Genomic DNA, 21,204 nt, shown 5'->3' with positions numbered 1-21,204 from the left:
TAAATATATTTTCTTGTCTCAATATGTTAAGATATTATTGCACATATTCATTTTGAAAAACAAATGTTTATTGCAATTAATTGCCCAAAGCAATTAGATCATTTAAGGTGGTTATTGCGGTGGGGCTCACCTCTTCCCATTCCGAACAGAGAAGTTAAGCCCACCTGCGCAGATGGTACTGCAATCCTGTGGGAGAGTATGTCGCCGCCTTTCTTTTAAAAACCCTAATCATACTGATTAGGGTTTTTTATTGTATGATATTGTTCTCACTTTTGTTTGTAATGTAATAAATTTAAGATTAAATTTGTTTATGCAATTTTTTATAGATGTAGTTTTACCATTGGCAATAGCTAGAATTTTTACTTATGAAGTTTCTGAAGCTGAATTTTATTATATAAATATAGGAATTCGTGTTGCTGTTCCTTTTGGGAAGAGTAAGGTTTTTACAGCATTAGTTATAGGTAAGCATAATAGTATTCCACAATTATATAGGCCTAAAGAAATACATCAAATTTTAGATCAAAAGCCAATTGTTAATTTGTTTCAAATTGAACACTGGAAGTGGGTTTCAAATTATTATATGTGTTCAATTGGAGAAGTTTATAAATCAGCTTTGCCTTCTGGTTTAATTCTTGAAAGTGAAACGATTATATCGTGCAAGGATGGTTTAGATATTTCACGAATTGAAACTTCAGAATTTACGGATGATGAATTTTTAATTATTGACGCTTTAAAAAACCAGACTTCTATTAGTATAAAAGATATTTCTAAAATTTTAGATAAAAAAAATGTTTTTCCAACTATAAAGAAATTATTAGATAATGGTTTGTTGGTTTTGCAAGAAGATGTTTCTGAGAAGTATACTCCTAAGTTGGTGCGTTATATTAAAATTAAAGAAGAGTTTTCATTAGAAGATAAACTTAATGAATTACTAGTTGGTCTTTCTCGTGCAAAAAAACAAAGAGAACTTGTTTTGCAATATTTTCAATTGAATGCTGTAAGTAAAAAAGAAATTTCTGTAAAAGAACTCGTTTCGTATTCAGGAAATAGTACAAATATTGTAAGAGCATTAGTTGATAAAGGTGTTTTTGAAGAGTATTTTTTGAATGAAGATAGAGTAGAGTTTAATAAGGATAAATCTAGTTTTTTTACTTTAAGTATTCATCAGCAGAAAGCGTTTGATGAAATTTTAATTAGTGAAGAAAAAAATGATGTGATATTATTGCACGGTGTTACTGCTTCTGGAAAAACAGAAATATATATAAAATTAATTGAAGAGCATATTGAAAATGATAGGCAAATACTTTTTTTATTACCTGAAATTGCAATTACTGCTCAGTTAGTTAAACGTTTAACGGCATATTTTGGAAATGAAGTTTCTGTGTATCATTCGAAATATACAAGTAATGAAAGAATTGAAGTTTGGAATAATCTTTTAAATAATTCTGAAAAAGCTAAAGTTATTGTTGGAGTTAGGAGTGCTCTATTTTTGCCTTTTTCAAATTTAGGATTGATTATAGTTGATGAAGAACATGAGCAAACTTTTAAACAACAAGATCCTTCACCGAGATATCATGCTAGAGATGCTGCAATTGTTTTAGCAAAACAGCATAAAGCAAAAGTGTTGTTAGGGAGTGCTACTCCTAGTTTGGAAACGTATTACAATACTAAAGTTGGGAAATATAGTTTAGTTGAATTAAATGAAAGATATGGTAATGTGGTTTTGCCTGATATTGAGTTGGTTGATTTAAAAGATAAATATTTTCGAAAAAAAATGAGCGGACATTTCTCGGATGTTTTATTGAATAAAATTAAAGAAGTGTTAAGCTTAGGGGAACAAGTTATTTTGTTTCAAAATAGAAGAGGTTTTTCTTCTTATGTAGAGTGTTTAACTTGTGGTCATGTTCCACACTGTCCAAGTTGTGATGTTAGTTTAACGTATTATAAGTTTAAGAATCAATTAAAATGTCATTATTGCAGTTATTCTATTGCTAATCCAACACATTGTCATAATTGCCAATCTGTTGATTTGTCAACAAAAGGATTTGGGACTGAGCAAATTGAAATTGAATTGAGAGAATTATTTCCAGATATAACTATAGGTAGAATGGATCAGGATACTACTCGTGGCAAGTATGGATTTGAAAAAATTATAGATTCATTTAAAAATAAAGAATTTGATATTCTTGTTGGTACTCAAATGTTAGCTAAAGGTTTGGATTTTGATAATGTAACTTTAGTTGGTATTTTGAATGCTGATAATTTATTGAATCAGCCTCATTTTAGAGCCTATGAAAGAGCGTATCAAATGATGGTGCAAGTTGCTGGAAGATCGGGTAGGAAAAGTAAAAAAGGTTATGTTGTAATTCAAACATATAACCCATATCATAATACAATTCAACAAGTTTTGAGGAATGATTACTCGGCTATGTATAAAGAGCAAATATATGACAGGAATAATTTTAAATATCCTCCTTTTTATAGGCTAATTAGATTAACATTAAAGCATAAAGATTTTGATAGATTAAAAGAAGGTTCTCTTTGGATTTATAGCGTGTTGGTAAAACACTTACAGACACCTGTTTTAGGGCCTGAAGAGCCTGCAATAAGTAGAATAAGAAATCAATATATAAGAACTATTATTGTAAAAATTCCTACCAATGTAAATTTAGGTAAAACTAAAAATACAATGGAAAAAGCTTTAAAGAGTTTTGAGGCAATTGGACAATATAGATCGATAAAAGTCTCTATTAATGTAGATTATTATTAAATTGCTTCAATAGCTTTGCTGATAACATCTTTTTTATTTCTACTAATAGGAATCTTTTGTCCGTCAATCTCTGCAAATTTACTATTGAATTTTTCTACTCTATCTAGATTTACAATATATGATTTATGAATTCTAATAAATTTACCATCTGGTAACTCACTTTCAAAAGCTTTCATGGTAGAAAGAACTAAATGACTTTCGTCATCAGTAACAACTTTTATATAATCTCCATAAGCTTCAATCCATTTTATTTTGAAGGTAAAGACTTTAAGTTTCTTTAAATTACTTTTGATGATTATTGTTTCTCCTTGTTCTTCGTGAGATTCATTTCGTAATTGATGCAATTCATTTGCTTTTTTTACAGCTTTTAAGAAACGTTCTTTAGAGATTGGTTTTTGAAGAAAATCAGTAGCCTCATAATCAAAAGCTTTGACAGCATAATCTGCTTTTGAAGTGATAAAAATGATTTGAGGTTTAACTTTTAGTCCGTCCAATAAGTCGAATCCGCTTATTAAAGGCATTTCGATATCTAAAAATATTAAATCAACAGCATTGTTGTTTAAAGAGTTTTTAGCTTCTAAGGCATTTGCAAAATCACCTATTAAATGCAGGTTTGGAGATTCATTAACAAGTTTTGTTATCGTCATTCTTTGTATCGCACTATCATCGACAACTATACAATTCAACTTCATATACCTATATATTTAATGATAAAAGTATGCTAAATATATTAATACTACAAATAAAAGAGTAAAATTCGTTTAAAAGTTGTAACATGAATTGTTTTTTAAAATAAATTGACTACTTTTGCACTCAAATTTAAATAAATTATTATGAATCATTATGAAACTGTTTTCATCTTGAATCCCGTTTTATCTGAACAACAGATAAAGGAAACAGTAAGTAAATTCGCGGATTTTCTTACTTCAAAAGGAGCAGAGATGGTATCTAAAGAAGATTGGGGCTTGAAAAAATTAGCTTACGAAATTCAACACAAGAAAAGTGGATTTTACCACTTATTTGAATTCAAAGCACCAGCTGATATTATCATCGGTTTTGAAACTGAATTCCGTCGTGACGAACGTATTATGCGTTTTTTAACAGTGTCTTTAGACAAACATGCCATTTCATGGGCAGAAAGAAGAAGAGTGAAATTAAAATCTAAATCAAACTAATTATGTCTACATTAGAGCAATCTGCAAAAGGGAAAAAAGAGGGAGATATTAGATATCTTACTCCTCTAAACATTGAGACTAATAAGCAAAAAAAATATTGTCGTTTCAAAAAATCGGGTATTAAATATATCGATTATAAAGACGCTGATTTCTTATTAAAGTTTGTGAATGAGCAAGGTAAAATTTTACCAAGAAGATTAACTGGTACATCATTGAAGTATCAAAGAAAAGTGTCTGTAGCTGTAAAAAGAGCACGTCACTTAGCTTTAATGCCATATGTAGCAGATTTATTAAAATAATTTAAAAATACAGTTGTTGGTTTTCAATCAAATGAAACCTAACTTCTATAAAAAAGGACAACAACATGGAACTTATCTTAAAACAAGACGTTCAAAATTTAGGATTTAAAGATGATATCGTAACAGTGAAAAACGGTTATGGTCGTAATTATTTAATTCCACAAGGGTTTGCTTCTTTAGCAACTCCTTCAGCTAAAAAAGTATTAGCTGAAAACTTAAAGCAAAAAGCACATAAAGAGCAAAAATTAGTAGATGATGCTAATGTAATTGCTGAAGCATTAAAAGCTTTAGAAATTAAACTTTCTGCAAAAGCAGGTGGTGATAAACTTTTTGGATCTATTACTAATGCAAACATTGCAGAAGAATTAGCTAAAAACGGTCAGTCAATTGATAAAAAATTCATTACTAGCGGTATAGTTAAACGTGTAGGTAAATATTCTGCATCAGTTAGATTACATAGATCTGTTATAGTAGAATTAGATTATGAAGTTATCGCTGAAAAAGCATAATTTTATTAAAAAATAATAGTAAGCCCTTCATTATTGGAGGGCTTTTTTTTTATATTTACAGCATGAAATACATAAGGCTAACTAAAGAACAACTAGAAGAGTTGCATCCGGAGTTTATTACATTTTTGGCAACACAATCCATTGATAAAAAAGAATGGGATGAGTTAAAAGCTAATAAGCCTGAAATTGCAGAACAAGAAATTGATGTTTTTTCCGACATGATATGGGATAGAGCAATAACCAATGTTAATTTTATTGATCATTTTTCTAAGAATTATATCTTTTTATTCAAATGTGTCGATTCAAAAGTGTATTCATATGTTATAAATTCAAAAGATGAAACTATAAATTTTCTAACGGCTGAAGGTATTAATTGGTTGAGTGAAAATATTTTCTCTGATGTAATTGAAATTCAAAAAGGAATAAAAGATTTTTCTGACGATAGAAATGGAAATCTTTTCTCAATAATAAAACAAGGCGGAATTATTAGTAAAGGTGAACTTTATATAAAATTAGAAAACTTGTTAAATCAATAGTGTTTATAGATGAGTACGAAAGAAACTATTCTAGCTTTAAGGGAGGAATTAAATCAACATAATTATAATTATTATGTGCTAGATAAACCCACTATATCTGATTTTGAGTTTGATACTAAGCTTAAACAACTTCAAGAATTAGAAGATAAAAATCCTGAGTTTTTTGATGAAAACTCTCCAACTGTTCGAGTGGGAGGAACAGTTACTAAGAATTTTGAAACCATTCCGCATGAATATCGAATGTATTCGTTAGATAATTCTTATTCTAAAGAAGATTTGTTGGATTGGGAAGCAAGATGTCAAAAAATATTAGGAGATGTAGATCTGGAGTTTACTTGTGAGCTTAAATATGATGGTGCGTCAATAAGTATTTTGTATGAGAATGGGCGTTTAAAGAGAGCTGTTACAAGAGGTGATGGTTTTCAAGGTGATGATGTAACAAATAATATACGTACAATAAAATCGGTTCCTATTCAATTGAAAGGAGATTATCCTGAGAAATTTGAAATTAGAGGAGAAATAATATTGCCTTTTGCTGGTTTTGAAAAAATGAATCAGGATTTGATTGAAATTGGCGAAACACCTTATTCGAATCCAAGAAATACAGCCTCTGGAAGTTTAAAGCTTCAAAATAGTGCCGAAGTAGCGAAACGTCCGTTAGATTGTTTGTTATATACTTTAGTAGGGAATAATCTGCCTATTTCGAATCAATTTGAAGGTTTGCAAAAAGCTAGAGAATGGGGTTTTAAAGTGCCAAATGAATCAAAATCGGTTAAAAATATAGATAAAGTTTTTGAGTTTATCAATTATTGGGATGTTGAAAGGCATAATTTACCCTATGAAACAGATGGTGTTGTTGTAAAAATCAATCAAGTTCAATATCAGGAAGAATTAGGATATACGTCTAAGTCTCCAAGATGGGCTATGGCCTATAAGTTCAAAGCGGAACAAGTTACTACTGTTTTAAATTCAATTTCTTATCAAGTAGGTCGAACAGGTTCAATTACACCTGTTGCTAATCTTGAACCAGTTCAATTAGCAGGAACAATCGTGAAAAGGGCATCTTTGCATAATGCAGATCAAATTGCAAAGTTAGACATAAGAATAAATGATACTGTTTTTGTAGAAAAAGGAGGGGAAATTATACCTAAAATTGTCGGAGTTAGTTTAGAAGAAAGAAAATCGAATAGTGAAACTACTACATATATTACGAATTGCCCAGAGTGTGATTCTGAGTTAATTAGAATTGAAGGAGAAGCCAATCATTATTGTCCTAATTTTTATGGTTGTCCACCGCAAATTATTGGAAGAATTCAGCATTATATTTCTAGAAAAGCAATGGATATTGATGGACTAGGAGGTGAAACAGTTGCACTTTTATATAATGCGGGTTTAGTTAAGAACTATGCAGATTTATATGATCTAAAGAAAGAAGATGTTGTTTCCTTGGAAAGAATGGGAGATAAATCGGCTGAAAATTTAATTAAAGGGATAGAAAAGTCTAAAAGTATTCCATTTGAAAGTGTATTGTATGCCTTAGGAATTAGATATGTTGGGGAAACTGTGGCTAAGAAATTAGTGAAACATTATAAAACTATCGATGCAATTGCTTCTGCAAATTTGATGGATTTGGTTTTGGTTGATGAAATAGGAGAGAAAATTGCAAAAAGTGTCATTCTGTTTTTTGAAAATGAAAATAATGTAGCAATTGTAAACCGATTGAAAAGTCATAATGTTCAATTTGAGAAAGTTGAAGACTTAAGTACTGCCGTTTCTGATAAGTTAGAAGGGAAAATATTTGTAGTTTCGGGTGTTTTTGAAACCTATTCTAGGGATGATTTGAAAAAGGTTATCGAAGAAAATGGCGGCAAGGTTGGGAGTTCAATTTCGTCTAAAACCCACTACGTAATTGCAGGGGATAATATGGGGCCAGCAAAACTAGAAAAAGCGAGTAAATTAGGAGTGCCAATTATTAATGAATACCAGTTTAACGACTTAATAAATGAGTAATCTAACTGCGTCTTTAAGTTTGTATGTTGTTTCGAGTATTCTTTATGTTTTGTCTATAATCTTCGGAAGTGAAGTGTTGACTTTGATTTCTAAACCTGTTTTTATTCCAGCAATAGTATTTTATTACTTTACAAAGAAGAGTAGGGAAAATGATGATTTATTTTTGTCGTCTTTAGTCTTTTTTTACATAGCAGAAATGCTCTTTTTGATTAATGTGACAGATTATTACTTAGCTGGTTTGTTGTTTTTTTTGTTGCCTTATTTTATTTTAATCTATTTTCTATATGTTGACTTTATTATTTTAATAAAAACAAGAAAGATTAAAATAAATAAATCGCTGATAATTTTAAGTGTAGTGCTTTTATATCTTTTGTATTCCATCTTTGGCTTGTTAGATTTTACTTCTAAATATGAGATGGTTTATATGATTCTTTTCGGGGTTTCATTATTAATAATGCTTGTTTTTACAGCAATTCTTTTTATTCATTCAAGTTATAGAAAGAATTCTTATTTAGCATTTGCAGTATTATCGCTCTTAATGTCTGGACTATTCTTTGTGTTGTATGTGCATTTTTTAAATTTATTAATCTTTAAAATTGCATATTCTTTATTACAGACAATGTTTTATTTTTTCTATGTGAAATATTTTTTAGAAAGAAGTACTTTAAGGAATAGAGTGCGACTTTTGAAGGGGTAATTAGTGTAGCACTTTTGAATTTCGTGCTACACTAAGTTTTTTTTAGCTTAATACTATATTTCGTGTTGTATTATCGTATTTTTTATCATCGGAGAAATGGAAATCAATTCTTCCTAAATTAATTCCAAAACACCCAACTTGATTTACGAGTACTTGTTTACCGTCAAGATTGGTTTCTAAGACAGGTTTGTCTAAGAAAGTATGACTATGTCCTCCAATAATTAAATCAATGTCTTTCGTTTGTTGAGCAAGAAGTATGTCACACACTTTTTTAGGTTCGTTTCTATATTTGAAACCAAGATGAGATAAGCAAATTATTAAATCACATTTTTTTTCTTCTTTTAAAATATGTGTCATTTCTTTTGCTGTTTCAATTGGATCATTGTAAACTGTTTCCTTGTATAGTTTTTTGTCAACTAAACCTTCAAGTTCTACTCCTAATCCGAAAACACCTATTTTAATTCCGTCTTTAATAAATACTTTGTAAGGCTTAACAATGCCATCTAAGATGGTATTTTTGAAATCGTAATTTGCTGAGACGAAATCAAAATTAGCATGTGGTAATTGTGTGAAGAAACCGTTTATTCCATTGTCGAAATCATGATTACCTAATGTAGCTAAATCATATTTCATCATACTCATTAATTTAAACTCTAATTCACCACCATAATAATTAAAGTAAGGAGTACCTTGAAAAATATCTCCTGCATCCAAAAGAAGTACATTTTTTTCTTCTTTTCTAATTTGTTCAATCACGCTAGCTCTTCTTGCTGCTCCACCCATGTTAGGGTTTCTAGGATGATCGGCAGGAAAAGGATCAATGTGACTATGTACATCATTAGTGTGTAATATTGTTATTTTTCTTTCTTCAAGAGTTGAAAAACTACTCAATGATAGTCCTCCGATAGATAATAAAGCCGAACTGGCTACTGTTTTTTGTAGAAAATCTCTTCTTTGCATAATCTTGACTTTATTTTGTGATAACTCTTTCTGTAGTGATGTTGGGTAACGTATCTACTTTTTTGAAATAATCAATAAGCAAATTCCTTAATTTATAATCAATGTCAACTTTGATAGTACTGTCTCTGAAAAAATTCATGCTATCGCCACCATTTGCTAAATAATCTGAAGTGGCAACATAGTACAGTTTATTTTCGTCTAATGGTGTATTGTTAATTTCGATCTTTAGAATGTCATTTTCTTCTTGATCTGTATAAATGGTTATTCCTGCTAATGGATGTGGCTTTTTCTCTTTTATGATAAATTCGGCAAGAGTTTTTACTTCTTTTCCTGTTAACCCAACAATAATAACGCTGTTTTCAAAAGGCATAACCTCAAAAGCCGTTCTAGAAGTTACATTTCCTTGTGGTATTATCGCTCTAATTCCGCCATAATTCAATAAGCAAAAATCAATTGTTTTGTTTTCTCTAGTCTTAAAAATTGGCTGACTTAGTACTAGTGTGGTTTCTGCTAAAAGATTACCAATGTTGGTTTGCCATTTCCCAATGGTGTTGCTTTTTTCTAAAGTAATTGGGTTGTAGGCTAATACGCTATCTAGGTCATTCGTTATGTGGTTTCTGAAAGGAGCAACGAAATTTTCAATTTTTGAATCCTGTGTGTACTTTTCATTAATAGCAATTCTTTTTCCTTCAATCTCATAGATATTAGATTTGGGCGATTTACAAGAAGTGAGAAGTGAGAATGTTAATAATATAACAAAATAGCTATATTTTACTCTTTTCTTTTTTACATTTACCATCCTTTAAATAGGTTTAAATATTTATTTTTGTCGAACACGTAAAATTACTATGTTTTCTAGAATAATTAAGGAGTTTTTTCTAAAAAAAACAATTAAGAAATGGTTATGGGAGTATAACCTCGAAGGATCGGAAGGTAAAATTAATACAGTTGGTGTTGTAGTTGATGCTACTTATTTTTTTGATAAAGAACAGCTTGTGTCTGAAATTAAATCCATGAGCAAAGATTTTAAGGAAATTAAAATACTAGTTTATCAAGATAAAATGAAGGGTAAAAATATTGAACACGAATTGGTTTTTAGTATCAAAGACATTGGTTTTGGTGGTAAAATCAATAAAAAAGTTGTTCAAGACTTTGTTGATTATCCATTTGACCTACTGATTAATTACTTCGATGAGGAGAAAATACCTTTATTATTGGTCTCTAAAATGTCGAAAGCTAAGTTTAAAGTTGGCTTTTCAAATGTAGATGCTAGAATACATCATTTTATGTTGTCGATGGAATTGAATAAATACAAAGAATTTGTTTCTGAGTCGTTTAAATATTTAAAAATACTTAATAAAATATAACATGCAAAAGTTTGAAGGTACTGGTGTTGCACTGGTTACTCCATTTAAAAAAGATTTTTCAGTAGATGTAGAAGCGTTGCAAAGAATTGTTGAATTTGTAACTAAAGGGAATGTTGAATATTTAGTTGTTTTAGGAACAACTGCAGAATCGGCAACATTATCTCAAGATGAAAAGGAATTAGTAATAAAAACTATTGTAGAAGCTAATGCAGAAAAGTTGCCATTAGTTTTAGGAGTTGGAGGAAATAACACATTAAAAGTCGTTGAAGAATTAAAAACAAGAGATTTGTCTAAGTTTGATGCTATCTTATCTGTTTCTCCTTATTATAATAAACCAACACAAGAAGGAATATATCAACATTTTAAAGCGGTTGCAGAAGCGTCTCCAATTCCTGTAATTTTATATAATGTTCCAGGAAGAACAGCAAGTAATGTTTTGCCAGCAACGATTATTCGTTTAGCTAATGATTTTAAAAACGTTATAGCGGTTAAAGAAGCAGCGGGAGATATTGTTCAAGCAATGAAATTAATACAAAATAAACCAGAAGGGTTTTTAGTTATCTCTGGAGATGATATGGTCACTTTGCCAATGGTTTTGTCTGGAGGTTCTGGTGTAATCTCTGTAATTGGTCAAGGATTTCCAAAAGAATTCTCCGAAATGGTGCGTTTAGGATTGCAAAGAAAAGTTGATGAAGCTTATGAGTTGCATTATCTCTTAGCAGATTCTATCGATATGATTTTTGAACAAGGTAATCCAGCAGGAATTAAAGAAGTCTTTAAGTCATTAGGCTTGTCTGAGAATACAGTGCGTTTGCCATTAGTAAATGTAGATGATAATTTAGCGAATAGATTGAATAATTTTACAAAAAAAATAAGCTAAAAAAAGATTTCCATAGTATTTAAATTATATCTAAATTTGCAGTTGCTTTTTTAGGTATAAATAATATGTATAAAAAAAGTAAAAAAATAAAATCAATGAATAAATTTATCTGTTTTCTACTTATTATCGTTTCGCTTTCTTCTTGTAGTGAGTATCAAAAAGCACTAAAAAGTGAAGATCTAGCTTTCAAGAATACAACTGCGAATGATCTATATGAGAAAGGAAAATATACGAAAGCATTACGAATCTATGAACAAATTGCACCCGCTTATAGAGGGAAGCCTCAAGGAGAGCGTTTGTTTTATATGTTTTCTAAATCGTATTACAACACAGGGCAGTATTATTTAGCAGGATATCAATTTGAAAGCTTTGCTTCAAGTTATCCTAAAAGTGAGAAAAGAGAAGAAGCTGCTTTTTTAGGTGCAGAATGTTTCTATAGATTATCACCAAGATATAGTTTAGATCAAGGAGATACAGATCGTTCATTAGCAAAGATGCAAAAATTCATTGATACTTATCCAGATTCAGAATATATGCCTAAGGCAAATGAATATGTGAAAGAGTTGAGAGAGAAATTGGAGAAAAAAGCATTTGAAATTGCCAAACAATACTATACAATCTCAGATCATAGACTTGAATATAACGCTGCTTTAAAAGCATTAGATAATTTTATTTTAGATTATCCTGGAACACCTTTTAAAGAAGAAGCATTGTATCTGAGATTCAGTACTGCCTATAAATTGGCAATGAATAGTGTTGAATATAAAAAAGAAGAAAGATTAATTTCGGCAAAAACAAACTATTCTAGTTTTATTAAATTTAAACCAGAATCGGAGTTTAAGCCAAAGGCTGATGAAATGTTAGCAACAATAGATAAAGAATTACAACAATTTTCTAAATAATTAAATCATGGATTTAAAAAAGACAACTGCTCCAGTAAATACTGTTACTTATAACAAGAACATGATTGAAGAGCCGACTGGTAATGTGTATGAAGCTATAACTATTATGGCTAAAAGAGCGGGTCAAATTAATACTGAAATTAAAAAAGAACTAATTGAAAAATTAGAAGAATTTGCAACTTATAATGACAGTTTAGAAGAAATCTTTGAAAACAAAGAGCAAATTGAAGTTTCAAAATTTTACGAAAAATTGCCTAAGCCACATGCTTTAGCAGTTCAAGAATGGTTAGAAGGTAAGATTTACCATAGAGAAGCAAAATAATTAATGAGTATGACTGTATTAAGTGGTAAAAAAATCTTGCTAGGAGTTTCTGGAGGAATAGCCGCTTACAAAACAGCACATCTTGTTAGACTTTTTATAAAAGCAGGTGCTCATGTACAAGTTGTAATGACACCTGCTTCTAAAGATTTCGTTACACCTTTAACGTTATCAACACTTTCTAAAAATCCTGTGCATTCTAGTTTCTACAACGAAGAAGACGAAAATGCAAATTGGAACAATCATGTTGAATTAGCACTTTGGGCCGATTATATGATTATTGCTCCTGCAACCGCAAATACTATGTCTAAAATGGCAAACGGTAATTGTGATAATTTGCTTGTAGCAACCTATCTGTCTTCTAAATGTCCTGTGTATTTTGCTCCTGCAATGGACTTAGACATGTACAAACATCCTTCAACTTTAGAAAGTTTTAATAAATTACACAAATTTGGTAATAGTATTATTCCAGCTGAAAAAGGAGAACTAGCAAGTGGACTTTCTGGAGAAGGAAGAATGGCTGAGCCTGAAAATATTGTCGCTTTTATAGTGAAAGATATTGAAGATAAGCTACCTTTAAAAGGAAAGAAGATATTAATTACTGCCGGACCAACTTATGAAGCAATAGACCCTGTTCGTTTTATTGGAAATCATTCTTCTGGTAAAATGGGATTTGATATAGCTAAGATGGCAGCTCAAAATGGAGCGGAAGTGATTTTAGTTTCTGGTCCAACACACCTGCAAGTAGATAATCCTCTTATAGATTTAAAAAGAATTAATTCTGCGCAACAAATGTATGATGCTTGTCATGATGTTTTTGATTCGGTTGATGTAACTATTGCAGCAGCAGCAGTTGCAGATTATCGACCAAAAAATGTTGCAAGTCAGAAAATAAAAAAGAGTGATTCTACGTTTATAATAGAGTTAGAAAAGACAAAAGACATTTTAGCCTCTTTAGGAGAGAAGAAGAAAAATCAGTTTTTAATTGGGTTTGCACTGGAAACAGAAAATGAAATTGAGCATGCAAAGGCGAAAATTCAGAAAAAAAACTTAGATTTGATAGTTCTTAATTCTTTAAACGATAAAGGAGCAGGTTTTGGTCACGATACAAATAAGGTTACTTTTATAAATAAAGATTTTGTTATTGAACCTATGGATTTAAAAACAAAACAAGAAGTAGCTCAGGATATTATAAATAAAATCATTCAATATTATGATGCGTAATTGGTTAACTATACTTATTGTTGTACTTTCATTAAACACTAATAGAGCTCAAGAATTAAATGCTACAGTATCTGTAAATGCTGAGCGAATGACTGACGTTAACCCTCAAATATTTAAAAATTTAGAAAAACAAGTTTCAGAGTTTTTAAACAATACTAAGTGGACTACCTTGTCTTATAAACAGAATGAGAAAATCGATTGTAATTTTTTCATTAATGTTTCAGAATTTAATTCTAATAATATTTCGGCAACTTTACAAGTTCAATCATCAAGAGCAATTTTTAACTCAAGTTATAGTTCTCCAATATTGAATTTGAATGATAAAGATTTTAGTTTTAGATTCATTGAATTTGAACAATTACTTTTTGATCAAAATAACTTTAATTCTAACCTTACCTCTGTGTTGGCATATTATGTTAATATCATTATTGGTTTAGATATGGATTCTTACAGCGAATTGGGCGGAACAAAATATTTAGATATTGCGTCTAATATTATGAGTGTTTCCCAATCTAGTGGTTATAAAGGATGGTCGCAATCGGAAGGAAATAATAATAATCGTTATTTTTTAATTTCAGATATGTTATCTAATACCTTTGTTTCCTTTAGAAAATCGCTATTAGAATATCATTTTCAAGGTTTAGATTTAATGGCAGAAGATTTGAAAAAAGGAAAAGAAGGAATTGCGAGTTCAATAGAAACAATTGCTCAAATTCAACGTTCTCGACCTAATGCATTATTAACACGTACTTTTTTTGATGCCAAAACAGACGAAATTGTTCAAGTTTTTACTGGCGGTCCAATGACTAATAATGCGCAACTTTTAGAAACTCTTAATAGAATATCTCCTTTGAATTCTATTAAATGGAATAAAATTAGATAATTTCTTTAAATTACATATACTACTATGCTATTATCACTTTCGATAAAAAATTATGCATTAATAGAGTCTTTAGAAATTGATTTTTCTAATCAGTTTTCTATAATTACAGGAGAAACAGGAGCAGGGAAATCTATTCTTTTGGGAGCTTTAGGGCTTGTTTTAGGAAATAGAGCCGATCTATCTGCTTTAAAAGATAAAGAGCAAAAATGTGTCATTGAAGCACATTTTTTGCTTTCTAATTATAATCTAGAAGCTTTTTTTAAAGAGAAAGAGTTAGATTATGAACAGCAAACTATAATTCGTAGAGAAATTTTACCTTCTGGAAAATCGAGAGCTTTTATAAATGATAGTCCTGTTAATCTTGCAGAGCTTCAGGCTTTATCGGTTTATTTAATCGATATTCATTCGCAAAATGAAACTCGCGAATTATTGAATGAAGAGTATCAATTTCAAATTGTAGATGCTGTTGCAAAAAATGAAAGACGATTAGAAAGCTATAGAAAAGGATTGAGTTTGCTTAACAAAGCGACTAAAGAATTGAATAAGCTTATTGCTGAAAAGGAATCGCTATCAAAAGAAAAAGAATACAATACATTTCTTTTAGAGGAATTACTTGCTGCAAAGTTGAAGGCTGGTGAACAAGCTGAATTAGAAGAGGAGTTAGAACAGCTAAGTAATGTTGAGTTTATTAAGGAGAATGTTGATAAAGCGCTTTCGTTAGCTAATGAAGAGCAATTAGGGACTATTATAACTCTAAATGAGATTAAACAATCTTTTCAAAAAATTGCCGGATTTTCTAAAGAATATAATGATTTCCACGAACGTATTGCAAGTGTTTCGATTGAATTGCAAGATATCATGGATGCTTGTTTTTCAAATTCTGAAAAAATAATTAACGATCCTGAGCGTTTAGGTTTTGTAAATGTAAAACTGCAATCTATTTATATGTTGCAAAAGAAACATCAAGTAACAACTGTAGAAGAATTATTAGCAATTCAAAATGATTTGGATTCTAAAGTGCTTCGTAGTGATGATTTAGATGCTGAAATTGCAAAGAAAGAAAAAGAAAAAGCAGATATTGTTGAAAAAGTAGATCAAGTAGCTGTGTTAATTACTAATGCACGCCTTGAAGCTTCTCCTATTTTATCTCAAAAAATAGAAAAAATACTCGCACTCTTGGGTATGGCAGATGCAAAAGTGCTTTTTGAAATTAAAGAGACCGATACTTATACTAAATTAGGTAAAGACGCTATTAATTTATTATTTACGGGTAATAAAGGAATGGAAGTTGGAGCAATTAAAAAAATGGCTTCTGGAGGAGAAATGTCACGAATTATGCTTGCTGTTAAAGCAGTTTTAGCTAAATATTCTAAATTACCATCTATCATTTTTGATGAGATTGATACCGGAGTTTCTGGAGAAATTGCGAATAAAATGGCAATAATAATGAAAGAAATGAGTCAAAACATGCAAGTATTTGCCATTACACATTTACCACAAATTGCAGCAAAAGGGAATCAACATTATAAAGTTTTTAAATATAATGTAAAAGACGATACGCTTTCTGAGTTAAAGTTACTGTCTCACGATGAACGAGTTGTTGAAATTGCAGAAATGTTATCGGGTAAAAATATTTCCGATTCGGCTATAAACCATGCAAAAGAACTATTGAATTAATTTATAAACTTTATATTTGTGTCACAATTTATAGCGTAAATAAAAGAACACAATTTCACCTTTTAGTAGGTACAAATAACTACAAATATGATAATAGAACCAAGAATGAGAGGTTTCATTTGTTTAACATCTCACCCAAAAGGATGTGAACAAAATGTAAAAAATCAAATAGCATATATTAAATCAAAAGGAACAATCAACGGACCAAAACGTGTATTAGTGATTGGTGCTTCAACGGGTTTTGGTTTAGCTTCAAGAATAACAAGTGCTTTCGGGTCTAACGCTTCAACTATTGGAGTTTTCTTTGAAAAACCACCAAGCGAAGGGAAAACGGCTTCTCCAGGATGGTATAATTCTGCTGCTTTTGAAAATGAAGCAAAGCAAGCTGGTTTATATGCTAAAAGTATCAATGGTGATGCTTTTTCTAATGAAGTTAAAGAACAAACTTTAGCAATGATAAAGGAAGATCTAGGTCAGATTGATTTAGTGATTTATAGCTTAGCTTCTCCTGTGCGTATGCATCCAACAACGGGTGTTTTACATCGTTCAACGTTAAAACCTATTGGTGGAACATTTACAAATAAAACGGTAGACTTTCATACAGGTAAGGTTTCTGATGTTTCTATTGAACCAGCTAATGAAGAAGATATTGCGAATACCGTTACCGTTATGGGAGGTGAAGATTGGGCAATGTGGATGAAGGCTTTGAAAGATGGTGGATTGTTAGCAGATGGAGCTCAAACGGTTGCTTATTCTTATATAGGACCATCTTTAACAGAGGCAGTATATAGAAAAGGAACAATTGGTAGTGCAAAAGACCATTTAGAAGCAACTGCTTTCGAAATTACGGATGCTTTAAAATCGATAAATGGAAAAGCATATGTTTCAGTAAATAAAGCATTGGTTACACAAGCAAGTTCAGCTATTCCAGTGATTCCGTTGTATATTTCTTTGTTGTACAAAATTATGAAGGAAGAAGGTATTCACGAAGGTTGTATAGAGCAAATTCAACGATTGTATGCAGATCGATTGTTTTCTGGTGAAGCATTGCCTTTAGATGATAAAGGAAGGATTCGTATTGATGATTGGGAAATGAGAGAAGATGTTCAGGCTAAAATTGCTACATTGTGGGAAGAAGCTTCTACGGAAACGTTGGTTGCTTTGGGAGATTTAGCAGGATACAAACAAGATTTCTTGAATTTGTTTGGCTTTGGCTTTGAAGGTGTAGATTATTTAGCTGATGCTAATGAGATGGTACAAGTACCTAGTATTCAAAGCTAGTTATTAGTTGCTTGTAAATTTTTAAAATATAGATGAAATATAAATTGTATGTATAATTTATTAAAAGGTAAAAGAGGAATTATTTTTGGAGCATTAGATGAAAACTCTATTGCTTGGAAAACAGCAGAACGTGTGCATGAAGAAGGTGGGACTTTTGTTTTGACTAACGCACCAATTGCGATGCGTATGGGAACGATAAAAGATTTGGCTGAAAAAACAGGTTCGCAAATTATACCTGCAGATGCTACTTCTGTTGAAGATCTTGAGAATTTAGTAGAGAAAGCAGTTGAAATTTTAGGTGGTAAGATTGATTTTGTATTGCATTCTATCGGAATGTCTGTGAATGTGAGAAAAGGAAATCATTATACTAACCAAAATTATGATTTTACGCAAAAAGGTTGGGATGTTTCTGCGGTTTCATTCCATAAAGTAATGCAAGTTTTGTATAAAAAAGAAGCTATGGCAGAGTGGGGAAGTATTGTAGCGTTAACCTATATGGCTGCGCAACGTGTTTTTCCAGATTATAATGACATGGCCGATAATAAGGCGTATTTAGAGTCGATTGCTCGAAGTTTTGGGTATTTCTTTGGAAAGGATAAGAAAGTGCGTGTGAACACGATTTCTCAATCTCCAACGCCTACAACAGCAGGACAAGGAGTGAAAGGTTTTGATAGTTTTATTGCTTATGCAGATAAAATGTCGCCTTTAGGTAATGCTACTGCATTAGATTGTGCTAATTATACAGTTTCTATGTTTTCTGATTTAACAAGATGCGTTACGTTGCAGAATTTGTACCATGATGGAGGTTTCTCTAATATTGGTGTGAGTCAGGCAGTAATGGATATGTTCGAAAACGAATAGTAAAGACTATTTTTATATAAATGAGCTCGATATAATATCGGGCTCATTTTTTTTTGTTAGTGTTTGATACTATTGGTACTAATTTTTCAACAAGATAATAAAATAATAAAAGCCAAAGCGAAGTGACTTTTATTGCTATTTTACCTTATTTCCCTTTTTATCGATTAGAAACCATTCTTTACTTTCAACATGTTGATGGTCTTCTGAATCTGAAGATAATGTTGCATTATAGGTTACTTTTGCTTTGCCATTTTCGAACCATTGTGCAAAATTATATTTACAAGGAATAACTACTTGTCCAAATTTATTAGCAAATCCCATTTTACCATTTCTAAGAACCCTCGTTAATTCTTCATTAAAATACTCTGGTCCATTGTCAAACATTACTATATCAAACAAAATGTTCTGATTTTTATCAATAGCAATTAGTCGTCCATAGGTACTATCATTTGGATATTCAATAACATTAGCATAGAATTCTAATGTGTCCGTTCCAAAGTAAGCATATTTTCCAAAAGGGATTATTGTATCTGCTTTATCATTAATAAATGCTACTCTAGCACCATATTGAAGGTATTCTTCGTCTGTAATGGCTGTCAATTTTTCTGTTGCTATTGTATCTGATAATGATTTATCAAAATAGCGATGATTGGTTGTTTTATTCTTGCTGTTTTGTTTACAAGATTGAATTAATAAAATATTTATAATTAATACAATTAATAGTTTTGCTTTCATCTTTCTTATCTTTTTATTGAGGATGTTTAGAGCACTTGTGTTTCACAAATCTAAACTTTCCTTTCGATTTTTCCAATGTTACTAAATGGGTAGTAGTTTTTGTTTGTTGACTATATTGTATCCTTAACGGGATTATGGATGCTATATTTTATATTGGTTAAGGAGGTTTTTGTTGTGTGTGAAAATGTTAAGCTAATTCTATAAGGACTTCATCGATTTAGTGCTCTTCTTCTTTATTAGCATTAACCCAATTGATATGACTATTAATGGAATTATATAACCGCTTTTAATAGAATGAATATAATTGTGTGCTCCTTTATGATTGGATATTTTTAATAGTATGACAGAGATTGGTATAGCAATAAGGATGCTCAAAATGGCATAAAATAATTGTTTAATAGGTCTTTTTATTTTAAAAATGTTTAAAATAGTGTAAGTACCTATGGGGAGTAGTGGAGTTAAGATAAAAATAGAATATCTAAAAACGAAAAAGATCCATCTTGGTGTTTGCATTTCCAATATAAGTGCAGAAGAACCTGAGTTAAAAAGATAGTATAGTGAAATTTTAAGCCAGAAATAGATAAATATTCCAAATAGAATAGCTGTTATATTGAGTTGTATTCTTTTATACATTTTTAGTTCAATGCATAAATTTGCCCAAAGTAAAAATAACCCGAAGCCAATTGGTATTGCAATATGAAAATAGCTAAGCCAAATAAGGCCTTTCCAACCATGATGCTCTATTTCTATTCGCCAAATTATTCCGCATAGTAGCGCTAATAGGATAAGTGAGAGGTAGCTGTGTTTTTTAATTATGTTCAATATTTAGTAATTGATTTATTATTTCATCCCTAAAGGGATTTTTGCTGTCATATTGTTTTGAAAAAAATGCTTAATTAGGGTTTAATAATACTTCCCGGCTTCGCATGTATTACGATTCCAATGTCTTAGTAAGAAATTTTTAAAAATGGTGTTGTCTTTTAAATTATCACTTTCTGTATATTCTCCTCCGTAGGGATTTTTACTATCACACATGAGTTTGGTTTCTCCTCTTAATGCATATTTTGTGCTTGCCTCATACATAATTATTTTCATTGTACCAGGATCCATTCCACCTCTACAAATTAACACATAGGGAATTGTTATTTCAGCAATTCCATCTTTATTCAAATCGGTTATTGTGGTTGCTTTGGGTATGAAACCAGTAAACCAATCGACTCCAAAACATTCGGTGAAATCATAAATTTTCCATTTTCTTTGGTATTCGTTTTCATTCTCTCCTTTTTGAAATAGATAGGCATACAATTCTGACTTATCTTGAATCATATAATTGGTTGAATTTTCTTCATAGTCTTTCCAATTAAAATGTCCTGTTACGGTTTGAATAAGTATGTTTTCTCCTTGTTTGTCTTTCCATTTTAAGGCTTCTACAACTGTTCCTCTAAAATCGATTACTTTGGGTATATCATCATAACTTAATGTGTCAACTACTATGGAATGATTGGAGTTTTCTTTATCCCAAATGCCTAACCAAATATCGGGCTCTAATGTGCGAAACTTTTCTTTGTGTATTTCAGTTTGTCCGAAGGTTACTATTGAATAAAGGAAGATGATGTATAGAAAGTTATTTTTGTTCATTTATAGTTTCATTATGTTAAATAATAGATTCTAATGTGTAATTTGGGTATAACCGCAATGTTCTTCACTTTTGTTAAAGTGCTTCTATAGTACTTCAATTTTTAAAATCTCTGTTCCTGTTGTAAGTTCTTCTTCTAATGCACAAGTAGCTATTATTTTACCGTAAAAATAACTCTCCATTTCAATGGTAATTTCTTCATTTTCAATTTCGCATAAAATAGCACCAGCTTTAACAACGTCACCTGGTTTGTAATAAAATTGTGTTACGATAAATGGTTCTTGATTTCCTAGATTTGGTATGGTGAAGGTATGAATTTCGCCTTTTTTAAACGCAACTGTATTGGTTTGATTTGAGTTTGATGGTTCTTTCTGTACCGCTCTTTCTGTTCTAGAATTCGGATTTCTTTCTTTTTCTGGAAAGAATAGTCGGTTTATTATTTTCTTTATCATTTATAGCTATTTGTCTACTTAACGTGATTTG

The 21,204-nt window shown here is 30.6% G+C and carries 23 protein-coding genes and 1 rRNA gene; 17 read left to right on the top strand and 7 right to left on the bottom strand.

Annotation, left to right across the window (positions count from 1 at the left end):
- The first annotated feature begins 103 nt into the window (after positions 1 to 103).
- Both rrf and priA read left to right on the top strand, forming a co-directional pair.
- Positions 104 to 213 (top strand): 5S ribosomal RNA (gene rrf, locus L2Z92_RS20940).
- Positions 214 to 310: 97 nt separating this feature from the next.
- A complete protein-coding gene (priA, locus tag L2Z92_RS20935; RefSeq protein WP_236456740.1) occupies positions 311 to 2,770 on the top strand; it encodes a replication restart helicase PriA in 2,460 nt (819 codons plus the stop codon).
- Here the strand turns inward: priA and L2Z92_RS20930 are convergent.
- On the bottom strand, positions 2,767 to 3,462 hold the full coding sequence (locus tag L2Z92_RS20930) for a LytR/AlgR family response regulator transcription factor (RefSeq protein ID WP_236456737.1): 696 nt from the start codon (positions 3,460 to 3,462) through the stop codon (positions 2,767 to 2,769). The genes priA and L2Z92_RS20930 overlap by 4 nt on opposite strands.
- A 141-nt stretch (positions 3,463 to 3,603) precedes the next feature.
- Here L2Z92_RS20930 and rpsF point away from each other — a divergent pair, with 141 nt between their 5' ends.
- The 6 genes from rpsF (at position 3,604) to L2Z92_RS20900 (ending at position 7,996) form a co-directional block, all read left to right on the top strand.
- Entirely contained in the window at positions 3,604 to 3,945 is a 342-nt protein-coding gene (rpsF, locus tag L2Z92_RS20925; RefSeq protein ID WP_236456735.1) for a 30S ribosomal protein S6, read from the top strand.
- Positions 3,946 to 3,947: 2 nt separating this feature from the next.
- Positions 3,948 to 4,244, top strand: coding sequence for a 30S ribosomal protein S18 (gene rpsR / locus L2Z92_RS20920; protein WP_045971798.1), 297 nt, complete (start codon positions 3,948 to 3,950; stop codon positions 4,242 to 4,244).
- Between the two features lie 65 nt (positions 4,245 to 4,309).
- On the top strand, positions 4,310 to 4,753 hold the full coding sequence (rplI, locus tag L2Z92_RS20915; protein ID WP_236456734.1) for a 50S ribosomal protein L9: 444 nt from the start codon (positions 4,310 to 4,312) through the stop codon (positions 4,751 to 4,753).
- Positions 4,754 to 4,815: 62 nt separating this feature from the next.
- The gene (locus L2Z92_RS20910) at positions 4,816 to 5,289 is read left to right on the top strand and encodes a DUF6495 family protein (protein ID WP_236456732.1); all 474 of its coding nucleotides are present in this window, start codon (positions 4,816 to 4,818) and stop codon (positions 5,287 to 5,289) included.
- A 9-nt stretch (positions 5,290 to 5,298) separates the two neighbouring features.
- The gene (gene ligA / locus L2Z92_RS20905) at positions 5,299 to 7,299 is read left to right on the top strand and encodes an NAD-dependent DNA ligase LigA (protein WP_236456730.1); all 2,001 of its coding nucleotides are present in this window, start codon (positions 5,299 to 5,301) and stop codon (positions 7,297 to 7,299) included.
- Positions 7,292 to 7,996 (top strand): hypothetical protein, encoded by a 705-nt coding sequence (locus L2Z92_RS20900; protein ID WP_236456728.1) that lies wholly within the window; start codon positions 7,292 to 7,294, stop codon positions 7,994 to 7,996. The genes ligA and L2Z92_RS20900 overlap by 8 nt, the downstream gene beginning before the upstream one ends.
- A 42-nt stretch (positions 7,997 to 8,038) precedes the next feature.
- Here the strand turns inward: L2Z92_RS20900 and L2Z92_RS20895 are convergent, their stop codons facing one another.
- Positions 8,039 to 8,956, bottom strand: a complete 918-nt coding sequence (locus tag L2Z92_RS20895) for a bifunctional metallophosphatase/5'-nucleotidase (protein ID WP_236456727.1) — start codon at positions 8,954 to 8,956, stop codon at positions 8,039 to 8,041.
- A 10-nt stretch (positions 8,957 to 8,966) separates the two neighbouring features.
- Positions 8,967 to 9,755: a 5'-nucleotidase C-terminal domain-containing protein gene (locus tag L2Z92_RS20890; protein WP_236456726.1), complete on the bottom strand. Its 789-nt coding sequence runs from the start codon at positions 9,753 to 9,755 to the stop codon at positions 8,967 to 8,969.
- A gap of 49 nt (positions 9,756 to 9,804) precedes the next feature.
- On the opposite strand from L2Z92_RS20890, the gene L2Z92_RS20885 reads away from it, so the two are divergent.
- The 9 genes from L2Z92_RS20885 (at position 9,805) to L2Z92_RS20845 (ending at position 18,350) form a co-directional block, all read left to right on the top strand.
- Positions 9,805 to 10,323, top strand: coding sequence for a DUF6913 domain-containing protein (locus tag L2Z92_RS20885; RefSeq protein ID WP_236456725.1), 519 nt, complete (start codon positions 9,805 to 9,807; stop codon positions 10,321 to 10,323).
- A 1-nt stretch (position 10,324) separates the two neighbouring features.
- Positions 10,325 to 11,203, top strand: a complete 879-nt coding sequence (dapA, locus tag L2Z92_RS20880; protein ID WP_236456724.1) for a 4-hydroxy-tetrahydrodipicolinate synthase — start codon at positions 10,325 to 10,327, stop codon at positions 11,201 to 11,203.
- A 95-nt stretch (positions 11,204 to 11,298) separates the two neighbouring features.
- Complete coding sequence (locus L2Z92_RS20875; RefSeq protein ID WP_236456723.1) at positions 11,299 to 12,105, top strand: outer membrane protein assembly factor BamD; 807 nt, start codon at positions 11,299 to 11,301, stop codon at positions 12,103 to 12,105.
- 7 nt (positions 12,106 to 12,112) lie between these two features.
- Positions 12,113 to 12,427 carry a DNA-directed RNA polymerase subunit omega gene (locus L2Z92_RS20870; protein ID WP_236456722.1) on the top strand — a complete coding sequence of 105 codons (315 nt, stop codon included), beginning with the start codon at positions 12,113 to 12,115 and terminating at the stop codon, positions 12,425 to 12,427.
- Between the two features lie 9 nt (positions 12,428 to 12,436).
- Positions 12,437 to 13,648: a bifunctional phosphopantothenoylcysteine decarboxylase/phosphopantothenate--cysteine ligase CoaBC gene (coaBC, locus tag L2Z92_RS20865; RefSeq protein ID WP_236456721.1), complete on the top strand. Its 1,212-nt coding sequence runs from the start codon at positions 12,437 to 12,439 to the stop codon at positions 13,646 to 13,648.
- Positions 13,638 to 14,531 (top strand): type IX secretion system protein PorD, encoded by an 894-nt coding sequence (gene porD, locus L2Z92_RS20860; protein ID WP_236456718.1) that lies wholly within the window; start codon positions 13,638 to 13,640, stop codon positions 14,529 to 14,531. The genes coaBC and porD overlap by 11 nt, the downstream gene beginning before the upstream one ends.
- Before the next feature lie 24 nt (positions 14,532 to 14,555).
- Positions 14,556 to 16,208: a DNA repair protein RecN gene (gene recN, locus L2Z92_RS20855; protein WP_236456717.1), complete on the top strand. Its 1,653-nt coding sequence runs from the start codon at positions 14,556 to 14,558 to the stop codon at positions 16,206 to 16,208.
- Positions 16,209 to 16,295: 87 nt separating this feature from the next.
- Entirely contained in the window at positions 16,296 to 17,489 is a 1,194-nt protein-coding gene (fabV, locus tag L2Z92_RS20850) for an enoyl-ACP reductase FabV (protein WP_236456715.1), read from the top strand.
- Between the two features lie 48 nt (positions 17,490 to 17,537).
- Positions 17,538 to 18,350: an enoyl-ACP reductase FabI gene (locus L2Z92_RS20845; protein WP_236456713.1), complete on the top strand. Its 813-nt coding sequence runs from the start codon at positions 17,538 to 17,540 to the stop codon at positions 18,348 to 18,350.
- 135 nt (positions 18,351 to 18,485) lie between these two features.
- Here the strand turns inward: L2Z92_RS20845 and L2Z92_RS20840 are convergent, their stop codons facing one another.
- The 4 genes from L2Z92_RS20840 to L2Z92_RS20825 form a co-directional block, all read right to left on the bottom strand.
- A complete protein-coding gene (locus L2Z92_RS20840) occupies positions 18,486 to 19,085 on the bottom strand; it encodes a WG repeat-containing protein (protein ID WP_236456711.1) in 600 nt (199 codons plus the stop codon).
- Positions 19,086 to 19,283: 198 nt separating this feature from the next.
- A complete protein-coding gene (locus L2Z92_RS20835) occupies positions 19,284 to 19,718 on the bottom strand; it encodes a hypothetical protein (RefSeq protein ID WP_236456710.1) in 435 nt (144 codons plus the stop codon).
- Positions 19,719 to 19,988: 270 nt separating this feature from the next.
- Complete coding sequence (locus L2Z92_RS20830; protein WP_236456709.1) at positions 19,989 to 20,723, bottom strand: M949_RS01915 family surface polysaccharide biosynthesis protein; 735 nt, start codon at positions 20,721 to 20,723, stop codon at positions 19,989 to 19,991.
- 84 nt (positions 20,724 to 20,807) lie between these two features.
- Entirely contained in the window at positions 20,808 to 21,173 is a 366-nt protein-coding gene (locus L2Z92_RS20825; protein WP_236456708.1) for a biotin/lipoyl-containing protein, read from the bottom strand.
- Positions 21,174 to 21,204: the final 31 nt, after the last annotated feature.

The sequence above is a fragment of the Flavobacterium jumunjinense genome (assembly GCF_021650975.2).
Classification (GTDB): domain Bacteria; phylum Bacteroidota; class Bacteroidia; order Flavobacteriales; family Flavobacteriaceae; genus Flavobacterium; species Flavobacterium jumunjinense.
The sequence above is the reverse complement of the archived record's forward strand: the minus strand, read 5'-3'. Positions and strand labels throughout refer to the sequence as shown.